Origin of the sequence: Paenibacillus sp. 1182, assembly GCF_017833915.1 — a bacterium.
GTDB lineage: Bacteria > Bacillota > Bacilli > Paenibacillales > Paenibacillaceae > Paenibacillus > Paenibacillus polymyxa_D.
Genome location: NZ_JAFICR010000001.1, coordinates 497,667 through 521,265, shown reverse-complemented (window position 1 = coordinate 521,265; position 23,599 = coordinate 497,667). Strand labels below are relative to the sequence as shown.

Below are 23,599 nucleotides of genomic sequence, written 5' to 3'. Positions count from 1 at the left end.
GATGATTCCTCATTTCATATTCCTTATGTTACATAAAACGCGACCGAGGCTTAAATCGGTATAACTTGGATGGACGGTGTCCGGCCGCTTTTCTATACTCATTGGTTTCTTCCACGAGATCAGCTATTTTGCGACGAAAAGCTGCAGCCAACAGCTCCTTACCTAGAATAATTTCATACACCTGCTGAAGCTCACTTAGTGTAAATAGAGCCGGCATCAGGTGAAATGCGATATCTGTGTATTCTATTTTGCTGCGCAGACGCTCTATACCGTACGCAATAATTTTGGCATGATCAAAAGCAATTCCCTGTGACTCCAGCACTTCTCGCTTGATTTCAATGGTTCTTCCCTTAAGAATTTCAGTTATTTTTACTTTGGCTGACAGATGGATGTCCCCATGCTTCAATGTGATGTCAATGTCTTGTTCCCATGTGTAACCTTCCGGCTGATTCGTCCGCGTCTCCTGAGCTACGCTGTAATCCAGCTCAAACCATTGGGCATCAGCGGCATCATCCCCCGCCTGTACCTCCAAGGAATCGTGGTCAACTAAAGCCATGTAAGCGCAACTGATCACCCGCATACGTGGATCACGTGCCACATCTCCCCAAGTATATAGCTGCTCCATATAAATCTGATCCACATTCGTTTCCGTTTTAAGCTCGCGTCGTGCAGCTTCTTCCAGACTTTCATCTATACTTACAAAACCACCTGGCAACGCCCATTGTCCTATATAGGGATGCTCCCCTCTTTGGATCAAAAGAAGCTGTAGGGACTTCTCCGGCAGCTTACGGTAATTTTGTTGGAGCTGATCCATTACCGTAAATAGCAGCATATCTACCGTTACGGATGGGCGCTCATATTCACTCGCATCATAAGCGGCCAAAAATTCCTCTTCCGTCAAGCCACTGTAATTATGTTTCAATCCATCTGTCACTTGCGTCACCTACCTGTTCATATATGGGTATTTCATCGCTTTTGAGTCAAAAGTGGCGAATGCTCTATGTAACTTTTAATTTGAATCAATTGATAAAAACAAAATGTTAATATCAATACAATAATATATAAAAACTGCTTCGTCAATAGGGTGTATAGACCTATTTTTTATCGTTTGATAGTACTATTAGACTGTTTACTGAATTTTACTTGTTGCTTATTGTCATATCATGTATGATGTTTTGGTCAATATAGGAAACACAACATACTAATCACGTAGGGAGAAGATCCAATTGTCTAACCAGTTTAATCCGCAAAACAATCAACAAGGAGCACCATCCAGACCAGCCCCTGTGTACCCGCCTCCAGTCTCATTCAAGGAATGGATGATCAGTTTACTTCTGATGGCTATACCGGTAGTTGGACTTATTATGCTGTTTGTGTGGGCATTTAGCGGCTCGACTAATCCGAGCAAAGCTAATTACGCTAAAGCAGGCCTTCTTTGGGCCGCTATTGTAATCGTGATCTATATCATTATGGCTGTTGCTCTGTTGCCTGCACTCATAAGTTCATTGAATTCAAGCAGCTACTATTGATTCCAAGTACATAGCAAAACAACCTTCCGATAAATCAATCTGATACATCAGAAGGTCTTTAAACTAAACTGCCGACCCCGTCGGCAGTTTTTATTTGATCTCTTTTCCCTTTAATTGTACCAAAGATCATCTGTTTTAAGTTCCTGTAGACTGCTCAAAAACGATTTTGAGTTATCAACATAAAGTTCAGTATCAATATAGTACAGCTTTTTATCATGTAAGCATTGATCAATATACTCTGCATTTAAAATACTTTTATCTTCTACATTGGCGGCAAAAGCTTGCAGTTTGGGAAGCGCGGTTTTCTGATATTCAAGCCATGAATGATGGAATCCAGCTGGCTCCTCCAGACAATAAATGTCATGATACAGCGCTTCAGCAATCCCTTTCTTCCTGAGATAGTCGGGTAAGAAAGGCATACTTTTGAAGTACCGGCCGGTCATGGCGAACACGCGATAGCTCCAATAAGGAGCACCGTGATTAGATTGGCAAAAAAGATTCAGGAAGAATACAGAGTAGTGCATTTTAATTGTAATAACTTGATGTTTCTTCACTTCCGAAACAATACGATCCGCCATCCGGTTATCAATGATCTCATCAAAATCAGCCAAAATGATCACATCATCATCCTCAACCTTATCCTGCAAGATAGAGATACTCTTGTTTCTTTGGCAAGCCTCATTATGAAACGCACTGTTATGGCTGAGCAGACGCCAGTACCAGCGGTCAAAGTTGTCCGCACCGCAGCTATCCACATCAAAGTACAATGAGTGCTTCTCAGGTTCACGAAACAGTTGATCCGCATGAAATGGATGATAAATGACCTTGGGACCAACATAATCTGGATTAAAGTTCCGAGGCTTATCTAAATAGCTGAACGTCTTGTTAGCTTCGATCACGTGCAACTCATCAATCCAACCGGAATTTTCTTTTATTTTAATATCTGCAATGCGATTTTCATTGAAAAATGGACAAAATTCATATATTTTCATAATCTGAAGCTCCCCTCCGCTATCATGGTATATGGGCGAACACTGATGCTTTGGCACAGATGTCTGGATATGAGGCGTATTAGCTCAGCGATCGTCTGATCCTTATAATGCAGTGAACTATAATAGCAGGTTAAACTTAATCTGTCGCATCTAAGACCTGCCGTCATATTTAACTTGTAAGCAGAGGGATTGTCCGCCGCGTTCGTATTTCCGTAAGATATGGGTAAAGGCTCAAACAAATCATCAGCTATCCCGTTCATTTCCTCTGATTGGTAATGGAAAAGCATGTGTGTTCCGTCCCTTAGTGGTTCCTTATCTAGATAAATTCCCTGTATCATATGTCGTAAAATAAAATAATCCAAGCCTTCAGATGGAATATGCCGCAACGTATGTGTGACATGTCTCAGTGCCGTTTCCCAATTCCCCAATAGTTCTCCTTCTGGGATCTGAATTCGAAGGGGGTATGCACCGGCAAAAAAACCGATAGTACGATCAATCATAATACCCGGCAAAAAAGACTCACGTTGATAAGACATCACATGCAGCAGCAAATCCGATTGCTTTTTCAATTGGAAACAAGCTTGTGACAACGCCGTCAGTAAGATGCTCAGTGGAGTAGTATGATGCTTCATAGCCAATGCTTTTAGAAGAAGAATATGCTCCTCTCCTTCAAGTAAATCATACGTTATAGTTCTCATGTGTCGGTGAAGAGGCTGTATCTCCGATTCCCTGTCAACCTGTAAAGATTGGCCGCCTTCCACAACCTTACTCCAGAAAGTGGATGCTTTAGGAAAAGGGCCCTTTGCCGCATATTGCGACAACGCTATGCACCAATCCCGATAACTGCTTTCCTTCTCCTCCGCATGTAACGCCAAATCACTCCTTTTTCCCGGCAAGAGAAGATGTCTCAACTCTTCTAAAAAAATGTTTATGGAAATCCCGTCAAAAATTAAATGATGGAACAGAAGTAATATCACCTGTTGTCTCTTTTCGCAATAATGGTCAAACAACACAACTTTCCATAAAGGTCCTTCCTTGATATCGAATTCATGCTGCACTTTCGAGCAGTATTCCGAAATGTAGGCGTCATGTGATCCCGAGACCATGTGCAAATCTACGTAAGAAACTACCTGTCCTGCACTTATTGTCTGCTCAAACTGATACCATTCATCATCCAGTTGAGCAAACGACAGCCGCAACGCCGTATGTTTGTTCAATAGTGGTTCAATCGACGCGTTCAGCAATTCTGTAGGAATGTAATTCTTGAGCCGAGCCAAGTAAGGTACATTAAACATGTTATAATTCACGAGATCTCTTTGGAAAAAACGTTTTTGTACAGCAGACAGCGGAAATCCGTCATCCGGGTATTCTTTTCTTATAGACTGATATGGGATATCCATGTTCGGACAAAGGTCAGTTGCTGTATCCGTCATTGCATGGATCAATGAAAGGGCCAAAAGTTCAATCGTCTGTTCGCGAAATATTTGGTTGACCGTAACCGGATATCCGCTTTTTTGCAATAGGCTGGCTATTCGTAGTGCATGGAGCGAATGGCCTCCCAACGTGTGAAAATCTTCATTCTTGCCAATGTAATCAAGCTTCAGGACCATGCTCCAAACTTCTTCTATGGTTTGCTCCAGTTCAGTCTTCGGTCCAGCATTTGCTTCCTTATCGCTGCTATGGATTTCAGGTAAAGGAAGATTTTTGCGATCGATTTTCCCGTTAGCCGTTAATGGGAACGATTTCAGCCAAACGTAACGAAACGGTAACATATAAGAAGGAAGACCTTCAGCCATAAAAGTATGAAGCTGCTCCACTCGTTGCTCCTCTTCCGCTGTATAGTAAGCGATCATCCGCAAATCGCCATAAACCTCCCGGATAAAGACCAGACATTCTTTCACTACAGGATAGCTGTTAAGACGGAACTCGACTTCTCCGAGTTCGATTCGATAGCCGCGAAGTTTTACCTGATCGTCAGCCCGTCCGATATACTCGATATTCCCGTCTGGCAGCCATCTCGCCCGATCTCCCGTACGGTATAGAATTGAATTCGTACCTCTTTCACCATCTTTGGCAGAACGATATGGATTCGGTGCAAACGCATGCTGTGTCATTTGGTTTTGCTGCCAATACCCCCTTGCAACCCCGTCTCCTCCCATGTATAATTCCCCGATTGCTCCGACAGGCTGAACACGGCCCCGTTTGTCCAGAATATAACAAGTTGAATTACTAATGGGCTTGCCAATAGGGATATTCTGCTCAAAAGGCTTTTCGATCCGGTAGCTCGTCGAAAAGGTGGTGTTCTCCGTAGGACCGTATACATTGAGAATCGAAAGTTCCGGATTGGCAAGACGGATACGATTGATATGCTTAACCGATAAAACTTCCCCACCTATGAGCAACCATTGGAGTCCAGCAAATATCTTTTCATTTTCTTCAATCCAGTGATTACACAGTGCAGAACTTAGCCATAGTGTATTAATTCTCCACTCCTTCATCCGCTGCTCCAGCACATGTATATTTAGAAGATCATCTTTTGAAACTACAAACAGCTGTCCTCCATTCAGCAGCGTCCCCCAAATTTCAAACGTAGAAGCGTCAAAAACAGGCGAACCTGTATAGAGCAATCTGATATCAGAAGAAAACGGAAAATAACAGGTGTTTTTGACCAAGCGAATGACATTGCGATGTTCCACCATAACGCCTTTCGGTTTTCCCGTCGATCCGGATGTATACATTAGATAAGCAAGGTCATTGGGAGCAATCATGTTCTCCTTCTCTTCTGGTTCCACAACTCCATTTTGGTCAAAATACTTTGTATCCATCAGTGTTAAACGGATTCCCTTACAGGCTTCCGAGATACGTTCCGCTCCTTCCTGTGAAGTGATAATGGTGTCCAGTCCAGCGTCCTTGATTAATTCGCGGGTTCTTGCTGCCGGAAAATCGGGGTCAATGGGAACATAGGCATATCCCGCTTTCATGATCGCCAGGATGGAGACAATGAATTCAAGAGAGCGCGGCAAGTAAACTCCAATAAACTTTCCATGATTGTTATCATCAGCATCATCCGTTAACATCTTGGCAACGTACTGGGACATGAGGTTTAGGGTGTGGTAGGACATAACCTGATTGTGCGCAATTACTGCAGGCTGTGAAGACCGCAGCTCCACTTGCTCTTGGAATAGATCAATAATTGAACACTCTCTGGGATATGCTGTATACGTATTGTTCCAGTCGTAGACGATTCGTTCATATTCATCCTTGTTCATGAAGCAAACGTCTCTGACGTTGTAATTCGGGTATTCCAGCACATATTCCAGCGTATTTAGCAGATGCTCTGCTAGTCGACAAACCGTTTCTTGGTTCAATCGATCTGCATCATACATAAACTTGATGGTGATCTGTTCCCCGTCATTGGCAACGGTGATCGTCATTGGATAATTCGTTTTCTCTCGTTCCTCCATAGCTGACATCTTCAATTCATTTTCTGGTTGCCGATAGTCGTTCAAATAATTTTCGAATGCTACGATGCTGTAAAACATGACATGTCCTTGAATACCAGTCCAGCTCTTCAGTTCATTCAGACTCACATAGCTGTAGTCATTTAGTTTCTGAATGGTTTGGTGCAGCTTTTGTACATATTCAGTGATGGTTTGCTCGACATTCCAGTGCATGACCAAAGGCAGCGTATTAATCAGCATACCTGTGATCTGATCCGCTTTTGCAAGATCCGATCCCCTTCCGGAAACGACCATACCAAATATGGTTGTATCCGCATCTTGATAGACTTGTAGCACTTTACCCCATGCAAACTGCACCAACGTATTTAGCGAAACTTGCGCTTGCTTAACAAAATCAGCGATCCGCTTGGTTCGTCTCGGATCAATACAAAGAGTCTCGATCTGCTGGTTCTCAATCGGTTGATGTGCCTCGGGAAGTATGCCCTTCTCTATCGGTAGTTGGGTTGGCTCCGTTACGTCGGCTAAATATGCCTTCCAGAATAACTCGGCCTCTGTGCGATCCTTATTGTTTAACCAACGAATATAAGTTTCATAAGAACGGGTCAAGCTGCGCTGTGGCATCCGGTTTTGCAGGCTACAAGCATAGAGCTCATGAACTCGATTTATTAGTAGCGGCAGGCTCCAACCGTCCAGCAAAATATGGTGGTAGCTCCAGATCATCGTCCATTCGTTTGAAGCAGTCTGAATCAGTGTTATGCGGAATGCAGGCTGACTCAGATCAAAACGGCGATTACGATCCATTGTCATCCAGCGTTCGATACACTCTTGTTGCTGCTCTGGTTGCTCTACTTCAAAATCCAAAAATGTCCAATCCCATTCTGCATTTCGGATAATACATTGTATGGGCTTGTCCAACGCCTCCCAAATGTAGCAAGTCCGCAAGCTATCATTTTCAGAAATAATGCTGTTCCAGACTTCCCGGTAACGGTCAACCTCTAGCCTACCATGATATTTCCAACTAACCTGCACAAAGTATTGATTGGAACTAGGATGATCTAAATAATGGAACAGCAGTCCTTCTTGTAAGGGACTTAGGTACATCATTTTATCCAAACCATATTGCCAATGATATGTCTTTACGATCTCGTCAAGCGAATGTTGTTCCAGTGACACGGATGGAAAATCACTAGGTGTGAACTCTTGGTGTTCAGTCCGGCTACAATGTTCGATAATAGCAAGCACACGTGTTATAAAAGTATCTAACAACTGAGTAATGGTGGTTTCTTCATAGTGACGTTTGCTATATTTCATAAACAAATGCAGCTTGCTATGAACAATGGAACAGTTGAGTTCCAATAGGCTTGTTCCATGATTAAGCGGCGAGCTATAATCCTGTGCTGCGTCACTTGTAAACCCTAACCACTGGTTTAATTCGCTCGCATTCCCCTGATCAAACTGGCCCAAGTAATTGAAAAGAGCCTGAGGTTCAGAAGCTGATAACTCGGAACGGACTTCTGTATTCGGATGGCAGTATCTCAAAGCGCCATATGACATGCCGCGGTGAGGAATACAACGCAACTGCTCTTTGACAGATTTAATCGTCGCTCCCAAGGGGGAACTGTCCGTAATCTGAATGCATACCGGAAACATGGAGGTAAACCAACCGATGGTTCTTGTCAGATCTATATCGGATACAAAGTGCTCACGTCCATGGCCTTCTAAGCGAAACGAAATCGTCTTCTGCCCAGACCAAGCGGAGAGCGCCAGGGACCAGGCTGTAAGTAGCAGGTCGTTAATCTCGGTATGATAAGCCTGAGAGCAATGGTGCAAAAGCAGTTCCGTATCGTCAGGAGTAAGCATTGTAACTAATTCCGAAGACTCACTGCTCTTTTTACGATCCGGGTAATGGTCTACTGGCAGTACAAATGCTGTAGTTTGATGCTGTACTTTTTTCCAATATTCAATATGACGTAAAGTATCTTTATGTCTAGAATAACTCATCAATGCAGAATGCCACTTCTTGTATGGATTTAAAACGGGAGGCAACGCTGTACCCTGATACAATTGATACAATTCCTGAACCAATATTCTCCAAGACACTCCATCAATGACCAGATGATGTATAGTCATAAACAGACGGGCTTTACCGTCAGGGTGGCCTTGAATTACTCCTGCATACATCATGGCGCCCGTCTCATAATTCAATTGTCTGTTCCACGTATCACATATGCTTGAAATTTCGGATTCGGGATAATCGACTTGTTGAAGGGTGTAGCTAGCCAGTTGAATGGAAGCATCCTTTCGGTAGCGCTGCGAATACGCATGTTCCTTGACTACGATCTCCATCGACAGCTCTGGATGTAATCGAATCAATTGATTAATGGCGGTTTCCAGCTTCACAGGATCACAATCACGGAGTACAAACAGCTGGGATTGGTTGAAATAATGCGGCTCTACAAACTGTTGCTCGAAAAACCAGTGCTGGATCGGTGTCAAACCAAATTCGCCTGTCAAGTCAATGCTGAGATCTTCCTTTTGATCATTGTCTGTCCAAGTAACCACAGCAGCTAATTTCTGAATGGTTGGATACTCCGCAACTTGTCTTGGAGTAAGCATGATACCATGATCCCTGGCCATAGATACGACCTGAATGGCAAGAATTGAGTCTCCCCCAACCGCGTAAAAATGGTCGTTAACCCCGATATCTCCTCTTTTTAAAATCTGCCGCCAAATCCAAAGCAAGCGCTTTTCGAAACCGTCCTCGTCTGCTTCCACAATTTCATCAGCTTGATTAAATAAGGTACCCCTCGGATCAGGGAGAGCTCCACGGTCGACTTTACCGTTTGTATTTACTGGAACTGACTCCAGATAACAAAAATATGAAGGAACCATATAAGCTGGTAATACAGAGTTTAAGTGCTGTGTCAGATCGGCCTCTTTCAGCTCTTCTACAGCAGTATAATAGGCCACCAGTTTATGGTAGGCCCCGTCCTTCCAGGCTTGAACGACACATTGACCGATGTCAGGATGTTGGCGGAGCTGATGTTCTATTTCACCTAGCTCGATACGATACCCTCTGATTTTAATTTGTTCATCACTACGGCCGATAAAAACCAATTCACCATCCGGCGTCCATTTCACAATGTCCCCGGTTTTATATAGCCGCTCACTGTGTGGCGGATATTCACTGCTAATTACAACCTCTTTGTGAACGAACTGTTCCTGAGTCAGTTCTTCACGATTCAAATATCCTCTGGCAAGCCCTATGCCGCCCACCCATAATTCACCGGGAACGCCGACAGGCACAGGACTGCCGAATGGATTCAAAACGAATAAACGTTTGTTATAGACGGGTTTGCCGATTGTAATTTCTTTTCCCGGTCTGCAGACGGAAGTAGAACAAATAATCGTCACTTCGGTCGGCCCGTAAGCGTTCACGAATCGTCTTCCTCTTCCCCAATAGTCCACAATATCAGGCGTACAGGGTTCTCCAGCAGATACAATTGTCCGCAACCTTGGCAGTTCTCTATGTTTCATCGTTCGCAGCACAGATGGCGTTAGCATCGCAACGTGGATATTTTTCTCTTCAAGAATATCTGAAATGTCTGCATAAGGAGGCAGTTCCTCGTCTGACAGAACAACCACTGTTCCGCCTACTGATAGCGTGCCGATCCATTCATAGACTGAAGCGTCGAAACTAATGGAGGCGAATTGCATGACTCTTGAATCTGAGGTGATTCCAAACTTTTCAACAAGATAAGGGATCAACGTAACCAGACCCGCGTGTTCAATAAGGGTTCCCTTCGGTTTTCCAGTAGAACCGGATGTGTAGATGACATAAGCGAGATCATTCTGTGTAACCTTGATCTTCAAGTTTTCGTAGGGATAGTAGTCCTGCTGCACCAAGCATTCATCCACACAAATCAGCGAATATGCTCCCCTACCCATTTGAGAAATATATGGATTTAGCCTACTTACTAATTGGCTGTGCGTTATAATCATTTGGGCCTGTGCATCTTCTAAAATAAATCGCAGCCGTTCCCCAGGATATTGGGGATCGATCGGAAGATAAGCAGCGCCCGCTTTCATAACTCCAAACATCGACGGGATCACATCTGCGCTTCTATCCAAGACGATGGCAATCAGCGTGCCGGTCGGCAGAACGCCATGCCCCTGTATCGAATACGACTCTAAAATCATGCGGCTGATTTGATTTGCCCGGTGATTTAACTCATAGTAGGTCAGCTTCTGCTCTCCAAACTCTAAAGCGATTGCATCGGGTGTTCGGCTAGCCTGCTCCTCGATCAATTGAACCACAGTTTTATCCAAAGGATAGGCTTGTTCCGTATCATTCCATTGTTGCATCTGTCTGCGTTCTCTTGTGGTCAGCATGGGGTGAAATAGTACCGTCTTCTCCGGAAGAAGGAGTGCATTTGCCAGCAGTGTTTTGAAATGGCCTGCGAATCTAGCGATCTGCATTTTTCCGAAACGGCTGCCATCATACTGTATTGCGCACTCCAATATATCCGGGTCATACCGGTAGCAGAGCGCGATTTCTGGCTGATCTATACCGTAAAGGGGAGGGGACTTTTCCGCATTTAAACTTGGAGAAGGAAAGTCACCATAAATCTCTGCGATACACACATTGAAGAAATCCTTCCCTGCCCCTGATGGAGGATCAACTTTAGTTTGCTGCGAAAAATCCTCTCTCAATTCGTCGCTACTATGTTGTTTGTTCCATTCCATTTGTATCCTTTGTATCAAAGAGAGAAGATGATCTTCCTTCTGTATATGAATGAGTAATGGATAATCCAGACGACATTCTTTCCCTTCCTTGTCTGATACCACGGAATATAAAACAGGCAGAGCGTATTGATTGGAGTAATGGGATAGCAGTACGGACCATATGGCTGTTATAAAAGAAGGCATACCCAACTGATGATGCTGTACAAAACCCATAATCGTTTTGACCTGTCTTGTCCCCAAACGAATCTTGTAAAGTGCTTGATCATCGCCTTCGGGCAATCCGGCATTTCCTTTTTGCTGAGAAAATAAAGGCAAGTAACGTCGCGGCCTATCAGAACTACTCTGATTAGATGTATTAGCTGATTCCATCACGTTATTAAACCTCCCCTATCCGGGATGCCATACCGGCAGCTTGATAAAATGCAGCCCTGACTTCCTCAACCTCTATCTCGTAACTGCATCGTATAGAAAAAATAAGGCCGTCCGTGTAGGAAGAAGCAATGCAATTGAACAGTGAATAGATCGGCAGCGGATTGGGTTGCTTTATGATAGTTTCATCATAATAATTGCTGTATTTTGAGTCTGCCTTAGCGCTGTTTCCTAAATAGTTAAACATGAATAAGTCTAGTTGCTCGTACTGCTTCCCAAACTGTGCAAGTGTTCTGGCACGTTCCCACTTGTCTTTGTAATCAGGACTTGTAAGAAGATGCATAAAATTAATCGTATGGTGTTTTAATAATTCCAGTCTGCTTCTGACAGACTGCATCATTTCATCCGGATTTTGTTTCAGTTCGATCAGCATAGGTACAAAATCAATAAATTCACCGGCCGTGTTATAATAAGCCGCCTCCTCGTACCTTCTTCCATCATATAAAAATAACAATGGTAGCTTATCCATACCTAAATAAGTTTGCAAGCCCCTTGTATAGACAGAAAGCGCAAACTCCAAAGAAGGATTTTCAGCAGGGATGCTTACGTTAAACAGGTAGGCTTCTGTGCACGTTCGAAGATTTGGTGCCTGGAAGACATTTTGCTTGCTTTTTTGGAACGCTTCCAGATTAAAGGCTGATATCAATTCTTGTTCCGTAATTCCTTTCGGTCCACTTTGGATTAGATTGACATACTCCACATAGGGCTTCACTTCATCCGTAGGAAGGGGTCGATTTTGAAGCAGACTCCTGTAGTAAGCAACCAACTGTCTTTCAGCTACTTCCGAGGTCACCCGATCGCATATCGCATGATGATAAATAGTTATGACATAATGTTCACGAAGGTTTCGTTTCAGCACAAACATGTGGAACAAAGTATGTTCTTCGGCGAAACGGGTGTTCGTAACATAATCATTTATCATGTCCGTAATGGGACCACATGGGTTGTAATCCGACACATCAATGATGTTGAGTTTTGGTAAACCATCGCTAGAAGGTACGTATTCCCTCCAATAAGTCCATTCATCTCTTTGGACCGGGACACTTCTCAGTAATCCTTGACTTTGTACAAAATGAGCGAAAGCCTGATCCAAAAAATCGTAATTCACGCACTCATCCAGCCTAAATATACCTAAACTTGGAGGTGTATCAAACGAAATTTGCATTTGCTGAATTCCACTTAGCGGATATTCTTGTGCCACTGCTCCTGTTTTAATCCACTGATCTTTTTTCAAATAATCGTTTTCCAGAAGCTTGCGTAAACCTTCCACCTGATCCAGATCCATGCTTTTTAAGCCCAGACGTTGGAAAAATACCTCTTCATCCATGGTCCAGTATAGATCAGCCATTTTAGTTTTTTGATGCAGTGGTACAATGTAGTGTGGCAGTAGCTCTTGAGTTATTTTCCCGTCCATGATCCGCATGATATGGTTAACGTCAGCCACCGTGTCGCAGTAAAGCACCTGAATATCTCTAACTTCGTGAATAAAATCCCTTACTTGGTATTTCACCAGCTCGTAAACACCATCTGTTTCTTGGTGAAGCCAAGATATCAACTCTTGAGTTGTTTTTATGATGTCCTGTTGCTTTTCGGACCCTACAATATTATTCTGAGTTGAATGAAGATAATCAGCGAGTGCCCGAATCGTTTTATAGTGGTAAATGTCTGTTAAAGTGGCGTGATATCCTGCACGCTCCATTCTCGACATTAATGTAAGTGCATGAATAGAATGCCCACCGAGGTCGAAGAAGCTATCTAAAACACTGAACTGCTGCACACCCAATACATCCTGCCAGATGTCCATCAGCTTCGTTTCCAGTCCTGGCTTAGGAGACACATATTCTGCTCCACCATGCATATTCTCTTCAAGGGCCAACAGTGCCTTGCGGTCCAGCTTACCATTCAGTGTCAATGGCATTTGTTCTAGTTGTATATAAAAAGATGGAATCATGTAATTCGGCAGCTTTATAGAGAGAGCCGTTTTAATTTCATCTGCTGTCAGTTTTTTGGTCGCCGTAAAGTATGCTTCCAGTTGCTTTTGACCGGCCTCCTTTTCACGGGCAATAACTGCCGCTTGTTGTATATCATCTACTTTTAATAAATGCGACTCTATTTCCCCAGGCTCAATTCGATAACCCCGTATTTTCACTTGATCGTCGATCCGGCTGATATATTCGATGTTTCCGTCCGCTTGCTCTTGCACCAAATCTCCGGTTCGATACAACCTGCCTCCAGGTACCCATGAAGACTGAATAAACCTCTCTTCTGTCAGCTCTGGACGATTCAAATAACCTTTAACTAATCCATCGCCAGCGATGTACAGTTCACCTGCAACTCCCTGTGGCAGAGGATGCTGCTCTTGATCCAAGATGTAAACCTTCGTGTTGCTGATGGGTTTGCCGATCGGTACGGTATTTGCATTTTCGTCCAAATGATCGATATGATAATAAGTAGAAAATACCGTGCTCTCCGTCGGTCCATAGACATGAATTAAGCGGCCCGGACCTAGACGGGCAAACGCTCTACGCACATGGCTGACTGAAACCTTCTCACCACCGAATAGCAAGGTTTTAATTGTTGCAAAGCAATCGGGATCCACATCCACCAATGCATTAAAAAGTGCTGTCGTGACGAAGCATTTCGTGATCTTTTGTGTCCGTAGGACGCTTGATAGCTCACGTGCATTCATGGTTTGATCTTGTGAGTTCAAAACGAGAGTGCCTCCGTTAAGCAAAGCTCCATAAATACCAAATGTAGAACCATCGAACGAAAAACTGGCCACTTGTAATATCCTATCTTTTGTCGAGAATTGGATGTAATTCGGCTTTTTAACAACACGTGTAATATTGTAGTGCATCGTCAGGGTGCCCTTAGGTACGCCTGTAGAGCCAGACGTATACATAATGCAAGCAAGGGTGTCGGAACCTTGCTTAGATGAGAGATTCCCTGTTTCTTTCCCATAGTTCCGCTTGTCCATCAAATCCAGTACAACACTGGCGAGTTCTGTTTGCTGGTGGATTGGAAGCCGGGTCAGCAGGAGATTTGCACCAGAATCCGTCAGCATATAGCGTATACGTTCCCTCGGGTATTCAGGATCAATCGGCACATACGCTCCCCCAGCTTTTAAAATCCCGAAAATTCCGATGATCATTTCCAATGAACATTCGACCATCATTCCGACAGCCTCGTCTTGATCTAAACCTTTAGCCCGCAAAACATGTGCTAGTTGATTAGCCTGTTTGTTCAGATCAGCATACGTCAAGTGCTTGTCCCCAAATACAACTGCTATGTGATCCGGTGTGCGCTCAACCTGCTCTTCGAACAGTTGATGAATCGTTTTCTCCCGCGGGTAATCCGCTAACATACCGTGTACCATGCTCCACTTCATCTCCTTCTCCTATTAACTTTTTTAAAGATGGGAATCTTTCTTATGAGCCAATGCTAAAAAAGGTATATGTGCCACTTAGAAGTGATTTCTGGATAGGCAGTTGGATGAAGAGAATGAAGACTACAGAGGATAAACTATAATTCCGATATTACATTAGGTTGGGTATTTAACTGGAGAAAAAGAAATGACATCAGAGCTTGTTTTTTGACTGAAAATTTCTTTAAAATAAGTATATAGCTACTTTTTGCTCTACAATAAAATACCACAGATTGGTTACTCGACTGGAGGAAAAGAAATGACATCGGAGTGGCAGAGATTACAGACCAAACTGCCGGAATGGGTAGAACAAAGCCGTCATGAGTATATTCATGGCAAGGTAGCAGCATATATTCCCGAACTGTCCAAAGCCCCGGCCGACGCGCTTGGTGTTGTTGTAATGAACGGTGAGGGTGAAACCGTGGTAGCCGGGGATACGGAAATCCAATTTACGATGCAAAGTATTTCAAAGGTATTTACGCTCATTCTGGCCTTGATGGATAATGGAGAGGACGTTGTCTTCTCTAAGGTGGGGATGGAGCCTACCGGAGACCGTTTTAATTCCATGCTAAAATTAGAACTGGTTGAGCCGGGAATTCCGTTTAACCCACTGATTAACGCGGGGGCAATCGCGATCTCCTCTCTGATTCGCGGGAACAGTCCAGAAGAGAAATTTGCCCGTGTTCTCCAATTTTTCCGCCTCCTCACCCACAATGACACATTGGAATATGATCAGGATGTCTACGATTCAGAATCAGCTACAGGCCATTTAAACCGTTCCCTTGCTTATTTTCTAATGGAAAAAGGTATTTTAAGAGGTCATGTGGAGGATGTGCTTGAAGTTTATTTCAGACATTGTGCTGTCAAATTGAACTGTACAGATTTAGCACGTATGGGACTTGTACTAGCCTACAACGGCCGTGATCCGGTGACAGGTATACCGCTGATTCCCCGCCGCTATGTACAGATCGCCAAAACATTTATGACGACATGCGGCATGTATGACGCTTCAGGGGAATTCGCCATTCAAGTCGGACTACCTGCCAAAAGCGGCGTATCAGGCAGTATTATGACGATGGTACCTGGACGCTATGGCATTGGACTGGTTGGACCTTCTCTGAACCGTATGGGAAACAGTACAGCCGGTGTACACTTGCTGGAGACGATGTCTCGGGATTTGGATTGGAGCTTGTTCTAGATATACGAAAAAAGGGTATTCCCAGCCTTTACGGCTTATAGGAATACCCTTTTCTATTTTTGTTGAGTTCCTTCTATGTTACGAGATTTGACCGTTAACCAGTTTAATTTGAATGCGGAACGGATCAGCTACATACTTGGCGCCATCGCGTTCTTGCACTCCATAGCCTGCTGCCTCTAAACGAGCCACAATGGCATTCAATTCATTCTGATCTGGTACGATCAATTCAAAATAATCCAGTCCGGCAGCGTGCTCAGGAGCTGGTGGGGCTCCTTCACCTGCCCATATATTCAAGCCCATATGGTGGTGGTAACCACCTGCGGAAACGAACAAGGCTGAAGAGCCATACCGGCACGTAATGTCAAAGCCAAGCACATCGCAATAAAATTGCTGTGCTTTGAGCAAATTAGACACATGGAAGTGGACGTGCCCGATTACCGTTCCCTCAGGTAGTCCCGGCCAAGGTAAATTCTCGGAAATCGCAACCAAATCTTCTGCATCCACGGGATCTGTTCCCATCATGTAAAATCCATTTGCATCCTTTTTCCACTGATCATGGGGACGATCTGCATAGATTTCAATTCCGTTATTATCGGGGTCATGGATATATAGGGCTTCACTTACATCATGGTCTCCCTGTCCGATTTCAATCTCATGAGCCAGCAGATTACGTAAAGACAGGCCCAGAGCTACACGGTTCGGTAGAAGAATAGCAAAGTGGTATAATCCGGCTGCGGACTGGCGCGGCAGAATAACTGCATTTTCAATATAGTTAAGGATCAGTAACGCATGCTTCCCATCGACAGTCAATTCAGCGGTATCCGCCGTTTGACGCAGTAGCTGAAAACCAACGACCTCTGTATAAAATTGAATAGAACGTTCCAAGTTGCTTACTTTTAATGAAACCTGCCCGATTTTGGTGTTGTCATGAATATATGCTGTCATGAGATTTCCCTCTTTCTACATGGATTGGAGGACTAAAGCTATTCAAAAATTATTGTTCGGTTGACTCACGACGGCCGATCAACGAATCCAGAGATAAGCGAGTCGTTGGTGCAAATACCAGATGAAGTGCTACAAGAATAAAAGCAATATCCAGCTCATAGCCAGCTCCTTGACCATTCCCCATCAACCCGCCGGACAATTTTGCTGTAAAAATAGCGCCGATCAAAACAATCACAAATAGCGCAGATACATAGCGGGTAAGTAATCCAAGAATCAATGCAATTCCGCCGACCAACTCAATCACCGCAATGACATAACCTAAAAATCCTGGAACGCCAATGCTGGAAAACCAGCCTGCTACATTACCCAACCCCATTTGGAATTTAGCAATTCCGTGTGCCAAAAACAAAATTCCCAGTGCCACCCGCATAATTGTAGAAATATTTCTGCTTGCTGAACTCATATTTATCTCTCCATTCTGTTTGTTTATTACACTCATACAAGTGCATATGAATAATTAATTTATATTACTAATAATTTGGTTAAAAAAATAATACTGTCTGAATCTATGCCGCAACACATGAATGTGAATCAAACTCGAATTATTAGTAATAGAAATAATTATTTTGTAATGTGAATTTATCATAAGAAACTGTGGTCTGTCAACAAAATATTTGGTATGATAAATATTACATTAGTATACATTATATTTTCTTAAAGGAGGAACGCTCTATGAGTATAGGATGCAACATACGCGCTGCTCGTAAACGTAAAAATTTATCCATTCAGCAAATATGCGAACGAACCGGACTATCGCAAGGGTTTATGAGTCAAGTAGAAAATAATAAAACCTCACCTTCCATTGCTACATTGGACAGCATCGCTAATGCGCTGAACGTACCTCTTGCTTTTCTGCTTCTTAAAGATGAGGAACGCATGCAAGTGATTCGCAAGGACGAGCGCCGTAAAACCTTATATGGTAAAAACAGGCTCCAGGTCGATCATTTGGGGGGTCAGGGTAACGTCAAAATGATGCTCGTTGAAATGCCGCCCGGCTCATCTACAGAAGAAGAGCATGCTCATGCAGGGGATGAGATTCATTTTATCTTGGAGGGCACGGTATACGTGGAGCAAGGCGAGGATACAGCTACCCTGGAAGCAGGAGATTCCTTTAGCTGGAGAGCAGCCATCCCCCACTATGTCAAAAATGTGGGAGAAAACAACGCCCGAATTCTGATCTCCGTGTTTCTCGAAGCAAATAATGATGTTTAATAGATATTTACGCAAGCACGAAGCAACAAAAGTACAAATCCTATCGAAAAAAGCGCGTACCGGAAGTATCTTTACTTCAACGATCCGCGCTTCTTATATTTTCATTTGCTATTGCTGCTTTTAACTTATTCCATCACCTGCTGGGCATCTGTACGCGATTCCCACGGCAGCTTGAAGGTTTTCATAATTTGTTTGGTATTAGCCGGGAGTCCAGTTATCGGATCACCAGTAGTACCCAGCAGTTCTTCTTTTTTATCCGTAGTAATACGCCCATAGAAAGTGGTACTGCTGTCTCCCCATCCTGTAGTGAACTCGTAGATCAGCGGCTTATTTATTTTCGGATAAGTTCCCCACTGATTTTTGGCTTTATTCTCCAAAAAACGCCCCAGCGGGTCGTATTCCATTGTAAATTCTTTATCAAAGGGAGCTCCCACATACCCTTGATAGGTGACAATCGGAAAACCGTCCTTCACTTCAATCAGACTCAGCACATCCCCGTTCACTGTAAAATACCGTAATGCTTCACCTTGGGGGAACATGTAGACACTGGACAGAAGCTCAGTGTTAGGACGGTGTGGTTCTATATAAGGATGGACAGAACTTCTGTTTATGCGGATTAACGCTTCGCGTGCTGCCACGAGATCTCCCTCATATATTTGTTCTTTTAGTTTACCGTGAATCGGCGGCTGAATCTGAATCTGTGTATTTGTCTTCTCCAACGTATAACCTAAATCAAGCGAAACATCTCTCAGAGGTATATATACTTCTTCACTTACAACCTCAAAGGTAAGTTGCTGCTGGTTCTTACGTGACCGCTCCTTAAGAACCAAGGGTTCTGCCCACTTTTGTAGCGTAATCTGCTTCTTTTTGACATCCCAGTGGTAGGTTGCACCTACAGCTTCGGCTAAAGATTTAAGCGGAACCATGAGCTTCCCGTCGATCAATAGAGGTTTAGCCTTGCTGTCAATAGGTTGTCCGTTTATAACAATATCTATGAACTGCGTTGATTGAGACGCTATGGCACCCTGTTTAGTAGCTTCGGCAGCCGCCTGATGCATTGTGGTCAAGAGTAAGGATAGCATTAACAAGGCGACAAACAATCGCTGAAATCCTGCTCGTTTTAGCTTCATCATCAGTCTCCGTTCACTGAATGAACTTGTTCATTCCTGACCTATCTCTTTTTGGCTGCGTCAATGTCTCCAGGATTCAAACCTTCCCATATGTTCGGGATACTAACGGTCTCTGGATGCTCAAATACGAGAAACGCAGTCGGCAAATACCGCTCTCCGTATTCAGAAGAAGGCTTGTTTACAATGGCATTATCCTTGACTAGCACCGTTGAAGAACCTCCATCCAGATTAGCACCGATAACTGCTCCATGTTTAAGCAAAATATTTTGCATATCATACAAGTTGGCACCAATGCTGTACCCAGGCTGACGACCGTCGATGGTCACGAATATAATGGCACCGTCAGCTCTTTGCCCCATTGCGGTACGGGGGGCAATTCCCCACCCCTCGCTTGCATTGCGAATCAGACCTTTCCCATTCACGATTAGACGTGGTTGAAAAGTAACCGCTTCTTGCACATTCATTTTGGACAACTCGGACAACGAATAGTGACCGGCTATCATTTTCCCCTGTTTATCAATACCTACGATTTGAACAGAGGCATTTCTCCCCATATCATTGTAGTATATCTTACCCTGGGAAATGACAACGCCAATCGGTTTAAAACCATTCCCATTCCAGTTGGGGTCAGCAAAGCCACCGCCATTTACGCCAGCAACAGCCCCCAAACGCTCGACCATGCTAGATACATGTTCTCCCCGGCCGACTTTAGCTGGAATCCCGAGCCTAATTTTAGTGGGGTCATGCACCGTCATAACATAGCCATGATAGTTACGACCCGACACTTCTTCCACTTCAACCAACGGCGTTTGCTGTACTTTGGTGGGTATCAGATCAGGCAAGTTGATTGTATGTCTATCCTTCTCCTCACCCATCTCTTCGAACCGGGCTGAATATTCAGCCACTCGTTTCTTCGCTTCTGCTTCGCCGATAAAATATTTCGCCCAGTGACGATGCTGAGTCGTAATCAGCGTGTCCGCAGCCAGATAGCGCATGTCCTTGCCAGAAGGGGTTAAAAACAACCATGCACCACCCCCAATTCCCGCTAACAGGAATACAATAAAAAGTCGCAGCATAAAGCGACCAAATTTTCCTTTTCGTTTCTTTTTCTTATTTTTCTGCCTGCGAGCTGCTGCACGCTGTGGCAAGACTTCCGGTTTCATTTATCATCTCTCCTGTTTGGTTCTATCGTATTTCATCACTATTGCCCATCAAATGATCCGTAACGATAGGCTGCGACATCTAACGACAATATCATAAACTAATTTTGTAGAATGATAGTGTCAATTTTTTAACAGATTCATCCACTCTGAAAAAGAATACATTAAAAAGCCCTTCACATAAATGTGAAGGACTGAAATGTAGGGGTGATATCCTATTTACGGAGCAGCCTCCGGTTCGAGCAGCATGAACAGCTCTTTCATCTGCTGTCGCTTGAGTTTGGGACTAAGCACGTACAAAGTATCGCCCGGTTCAATCACCGTCGTGCCTCTCGGGGCAATAATTTGCTCGTTCCGAATGATGGCTGTGAATAAAATATCTTCAGGCAACTGTATATCCTGAATCGCTTTGCCCGCTATCGACATCCCATTTTGTACCTGAATGTGGTTGATTTCCGAAGTAGTTTTTCCCAGAGAAACTAATTCCAGCAGTGATGGAGACGACGTCTCGTTAGGGTCCATCAAGCCAAGCTTCACCGCTAGCCACGAAATAGTGGTACCTTGAATAATTGCAGAAGTGAGCACGACGAAAAATACAACATTAAAAAACAAAGGTCCTACATCCATCTCATCCAGTAAAGGATAGGTTGCGAGTACAATAGGTACCGCCCCACGCAGTCCTGCCCAGGATAACAGTGTTTTCTCGCGCACAGAGTACCTGGAAAAAAGCAAGCTTAGGAACACGCCTATTGGACGAGCCACGAGCATGAGGATGAAGGAGAGCGCCAAGCTTTGCCATGCAATGCCCAGCAATTGATCGGGAAAGACCAATAACCCGAGCAGGACAAACATCATAATCTGCACCATCCAGGCAAAGCCATTGTTAAAATGAATAATAGATCGCTTGTAGGTCAAGTCGGAATTTCCCAATACAATCGCCATGACATACACCGCCAGCAATCCGCTTGCCTCTAGTAACGATGCCGCCGCATACGTCAAGACCGCAAATGCCAATGCCATCACAGGATACAAACCGGATGAATCAAAATTCATTTTATTAATGGCATATACACCTAAGCGTCCGAGTACAAAACCAACGGCTAAACCAAAGCCCATTTCCCATAAAAATAACAAGATATGTATCCAAATGGATTGCTCAGGGTGATGTATCAGCTCAATCAATGTTACTGTGAGAAATACAGCCATCGGGTCATTACTACCGGATTCCGCTTCAAGCGTCGAGGTAATTCGCTTTTTGATGTTTTTACCTCCTAGAACGGAAAACACGGCTGCCGCATCCGTCGAACCAACAATAGCGCCAAACAGCATGGATTCCATCCAGCTTACGCCTAAAATAAACTTGGCGCAGACGCCAATGACTACAGTCGTAATGATGACCCCCAAGGTTGATAATGACAACGCAGGTCGAATAACTGGCTTAACATCTGCAAACTTTGTCTGCATCCCGCCTTCAAACAAGATTACAATGAGCGCGAGAATGCCAACTAGTTGTGTGATAAAGGCATTATCAAAATAAATAAACTGACTGAGCACCATGCCTACGGCAATAAACAAAACAAGCGCAGGCATACCGAAACGGCTGGAAAATTTGGTAGTCAGCACACCGACCAGCAGCAAGCCGGACAGCAAAAGCACAATAAAATTAATAACGGTTGTCTGTTCCATACGGCTTCTCCTATCTTGAAAATAGATGTTCAATTTTTCGCCTTTTATCTATATACCCTCAAATCACACAGAATACTAATTCTAAACAAAAAATTATATAATAAAATAAAAAATCCAGCTCATGGTTTGTGCTAAATCGCACTCGATGAGCTGGTTTGTATATTTTTTATAAGGCTTAAGCAGAGACAATCGTCGTGCTTTAGGCTTTAGGATGAATCATATGCGCAGGTACAACATATTGATCGAACTGTTCTTCAGTCAACAGTCCGCTGCGGAGTGCCGCTTCTTTTAGGGACAGCCCTTCTGCATGTGCAAGTTTGGCGATTTTAGCGGCATTTTCATATCCGATATGTGGATTCAATGCCGTCACCAGCATCAGTGAATTATTCAAATTGTGCTCAATCTTCGTGAGATCAGGCTCAATGCCAACGGCACAGTTGTCATTAAAAGCAATGATGGAATCGGCCAGCAGATGAACAGACTGCAAAAAATTGTATATGATTACTGGCTTAAACACGTTCAGTTCAAAATTACCCTGACTTGCTGCAAAGCCGATAGCTGCATCATTACCCATGACTTGCGTAGCGACCATCGTCAGTGCTTCACTCTGGGTCGGATTTACCTTGCCGGGCATGATGGAGCTACCTGGCTCGTTAGCAGGAATCGTGATTTCGCCCAAGCCACTACGCGGACCACTTGCCAGCCAACGAACATCATTGGCGATTTTCATCAAATCGGCAGCGAGCGCTTTGACTGCTCCATGTACGGCCACCACTTCATCGTGGCTAGTCAGTGCATGAAATTTATTGGGTGCGGAAGTGAACGTTTTGCCAGTGAAACTGGAAATTTCCGCTGAGGTTCGGGAGCCAAACTCTGGATGAGCATTAATTCCAGTCCCCACCGCTGTACCGCCAATCGCCAGCTCCTTCATGTATTGCACCGTGTCGATTATCATTCGCTTGCTCTTGTCTAACATTGCATACCAACCACTTATTTCCTGACCCAGCGTAAGCGGTGTCGCATCTTGTAAATGGGTTCGCCCAATTTTTATAATATCCTTGAATTGCTCTGACTTCTGTTGAAAAGTCTCTTTGAGCTTATCGATAGCAGGCAACAAACGGTCCTCCACTGCAATGACACCCGCTACATGAAGCGCCGTAGGAAACGTATCATTTGAGCTTTGCGACATGTTAACATCGTCATTTGGATGCAGCTTCGTATCTTTTCCCTGCTCTTGTAACCATTGGCTTCCCAGATGAGCAATCACTTCATTCACATTCATATTGGACTGCGTTCCGCTCCCTGTCTGCCATACAACCAACGGGAAATGGTCATCAACCCGCCCTGCGAGAATCTCGTCCGCTGCATAAATAATGGCGTCCTGCTTCTCCTGTGATAACTTACCCAGCTTATAGTTACTGATCGCCGCGCTCTTTTTAAGCACCGCGAACGCCTGTATGACCTCTAATGGCATTTTCTCCGAGCCAATCGGGAAATTTTCCTTGCTGCGCTGTGTTTGCGCTCCCCACAGACGGTCTGCTGGTACTTTGATTTCGCCCAACGTATCCTTTTCAATGCGGTAGTTCAACTCATTTCCTCCTCTTGGCCTATGTAATTCAGACAAAAT

General features: G+C 44.0%; 13 protein-coding genes. 3 read left to right on the top strand and 10 right to left on the bottom strand.

Annotation, left to right across the window (positions count from 1 at the left end):
* Positions 1–28 precede the first annotated feature (28 nt).
* On the bottom strand, positions 29–934 hold the full coding sequence (locus tag JOD82_RS02505; RefSeq protein ID WP_069011803.1) for an NUDIX hydrolase: 906 nt from the start codon (positions 932–934) through the stop codon (positions 29–31).
* A 292-nt stretch (positions 935–1,226) separates the two neighbouring features.
* Here JOD82_RS02505 and JOD82_RS02500 point away from each other — a divergent pair, with 292 nt between their 5' ends.
* Positions 1,227–1,529, top strand: coding sequence for a hypothetical protein (locus tag JOD82_RS02500; RefSeq protein WP_069011801.1), 303 nt, complete (start codon positions 1,227–1,229; stop codon positions 1,527–1,529).
* Positions 1,530–1,639: 110 nt separating this feature from the next.
* Here JOD82_RS02500 and JOD82_RS02495 read toward each other — a convergent pair whose 3' ends face one another.
* The 3 genes from JOD82_RS02495 to JOD82_RS02485 are packed head-to-tail and all read right to left on the bottom strand — an operon-like array spanning position 1,640 to position 14,545.
* Positions 1,640–2,521: a glycosyltransferase family 17 protein gene (locus tag JOD82_RS02495; protein ID WP_069011799.1), complete on the bottom strand. Its 882-nt coding sequence runs from the start codon at positions 2,519–2,521 to the stop codon at positions 1,640–1,642.
* The gene (locus JOD82_RS02490; protein WP_141695507.1) at positions 2,518–11,097 is read right to left on the bottom strand and encodes a non-ribosomal peptide synthetase; all 8,580 of its coding nucleotides are present in this window, start codon (positions 11,095–11,097) and stop codon (positions 2,518–2,520) included. The genes JOD82_RS02495 and JOD82_RS02490 overlap by 4 nt, the downstream gene beginning before the upstream one ends.
* A gap of 7 nt (positions 11,098–11,104) precedes the next feature.
* Complete coding sequence (locus tag JOD82_RS02485; RefSeq protein ID WP_245248883.1) at positions 11,105–14,545, bottom strand: amino acid adenylation domain-containing protein; 3,441 nt, start codon at positions 14,543–14,545, stop codon at positions 11,105–11,107.
* Between the two features lie 295 nt (positions 14,546–14,840).
* Between JOD82_RS02485 and glsA the strand changes: the two genes are divergently transcribed.
* Complete coding sequence (glsA, locus tag JOD82_RS02480; RefSeq protein WP_209947475.1) at positions 14,841–15,779, top strand: glutaminase A; 939 nt, start codon at positions 14,841–14,843, stop codon at positions 15,777–15,779.
* Positions 15,780–15,857: 78 nt separating this feature from the next.
* Here the strand turns inward: glsA and JOD82_RS02475 are convergent, their stop codons facing one another.
* The gene (locus tag JOD82_RS02475; protein WP_209947473.1) at positions 15,858–16,724 is read right to left on the bottom strand and encodes a VOC family protein; all 867 of its coding nucleotides are present in this window, start codon (positions 16,722–16,724) and stop codon (positions 15,858–15,860) included.
* Between the two features lie 49 nt (positions 16,725–16,773).
* Complete coding sequence (locus JOD82_RS02470) at positions 16,774–17,187, bottom strand: DoxX family protein (RefSeq protein ID WP_209947471.1); 414 nt, start codon at positions 17,185–17,187, stop codon at positions 16,774–16,776.
* 269 nt (positions 17,188–17,456) lie between these two features.
* On the opposite strand from JOD82_RS02470, the gene JOD82_RS02465 reads away from it, so the two are divergent.
* Entirely contained in the window at positions 17,457–17,996 is a 540-nt protein-coding gene (locus JOD82_RS02465) for a helix-turn-helix domain-containing protein (protein ID WP_209947469.1), read from the top strand.
* A gap of 125 nt (positions 17,997–18,121) precedes the next feature.
* Here the strand turns inward: JOD82_RS02465 and JOD82_RS02460 are convergent, their stop codons facing one another.
* From JOD82_RS02460 to fumC, 4 genes are all read right to left on the bottom strand, one after another.
* A complete protein-coding gene (locus JOD82_RS02460; RefSeq protein ID WP_029517514.1) occupies positions 18,122–19,126 on the bottom strand; it encodes a stalk domain-containing protein in 1,005 nt (334 codons plus the stop codon).
* A 41-nt stretch (positions 19,127–19,167) separates the two neighbouring features.
* Entirely contained in the window at positions 19,168–20,289 is a 1,122-nt protein-coding gene (locus JOD82_RS02455) for a phosphodiester glycosidase family protein (protein WP_029517513.1), read from the bottom strand.
* A 216-nt stretch (positions 20,290–20,505) separates the two neighbouring features.
* Positions 20,506–21,972 carry a potassium/proton antiporter gene (locus tag JOD82_RS02450; RefSeq protein ID WP_029517512.1) on the bottom strand — a complete coding sequence of 489 codons (1,467 nt, stop codon included), beginning with the start codon at positions 21,970–21,972 and terminating at the stop codon, positions 20,506–20,508.
* A 199-nt stretch (positions 21,973–22,171) separates the two neighbouring features.
* Entirely contained in the window at positions 22,172–23,560 is a 1,389-nt protein-coding gene (gene fumC, locus JOD82_RS02445; RefSeq protein WP_165146542.1) for a class II fumarate hydratase, read from the bottom strand.
* Between the last annotated feature and the right edge of the window lie 39 nt (positions 23,561–23,599).

Bases quoted from the DNA above. Each gene is read 5' to 3' on its own strand.
- JOD82_RS02455 (WP_029517513.1), bottom strand. From the start codon at position 20,289: ATGAAACCGGAAGTCTTGCCACAGCGTGCAGCAGCTCGCAGGCAGAAA.
- glsA (WP_209947475.1), top strand. From the start codon at position 14,841: ATGACATCGGAGTGGCAGAGATTACAGACCAAACTGCCGGAATGGGTA.
- JOD82_RS02485 (WP_245248883.1), bottom strand. From the start codon at position 14,545: ATGAAGTGGAGCATGGTACACGGTATGTTAGCGGATTACCCGCGGGAG.
- JOD82_RS02495 (WP_069011799.1), bottom strand. From the start codon at position 2,521: ATGAAAATATATGAATTTTGTCCATTTTTCAATGAAAATCGCATTGCA.
- JOD82_RS02490 (WP_141695507.1), bottom strand. From the start codon at position 11,097: ATGGAATCAGCTAATACATCTAATCAGAGTAGTTCTGATAGGCCGCGA.
- JOD82_RS02475 (WP_209947473.1), bottom strand. From the start codon at position 16,724: ATGACAGCATATATTCATGACAACACCAAAATCGGGCAGGTTTCATTA.
- JOD82_RS02450 (WP_029517512.1), bottom strand. From the start codon at position 21,972: ATGGAACAGACAACCGTTATTAATTTTATTGTGCTTTTGCTGTCCGGC.
- JOD82_RS02465 (WP_209947469.1), top strand. From the start codon at position 17,457: ATGAGTATAGGATGCAACATACGCGCTGCTCGTAAACGTAAAAATTTA.
- JOD82_RS02470 (WP_209947471.1), bottom strand. From the start codon at position 17,187: ATGAGTTCAGCAAGCAGAAATATTTCTACAATTATGCGGGTGGCACTG.
- JOD82_RS02460 (WP_029517514.1), bottom strand. From the start codon at position 19,126: ATGAAGCTAAAACGAGCAGGATTTCAGCGATTGTTTGTCGCCTTGTTA.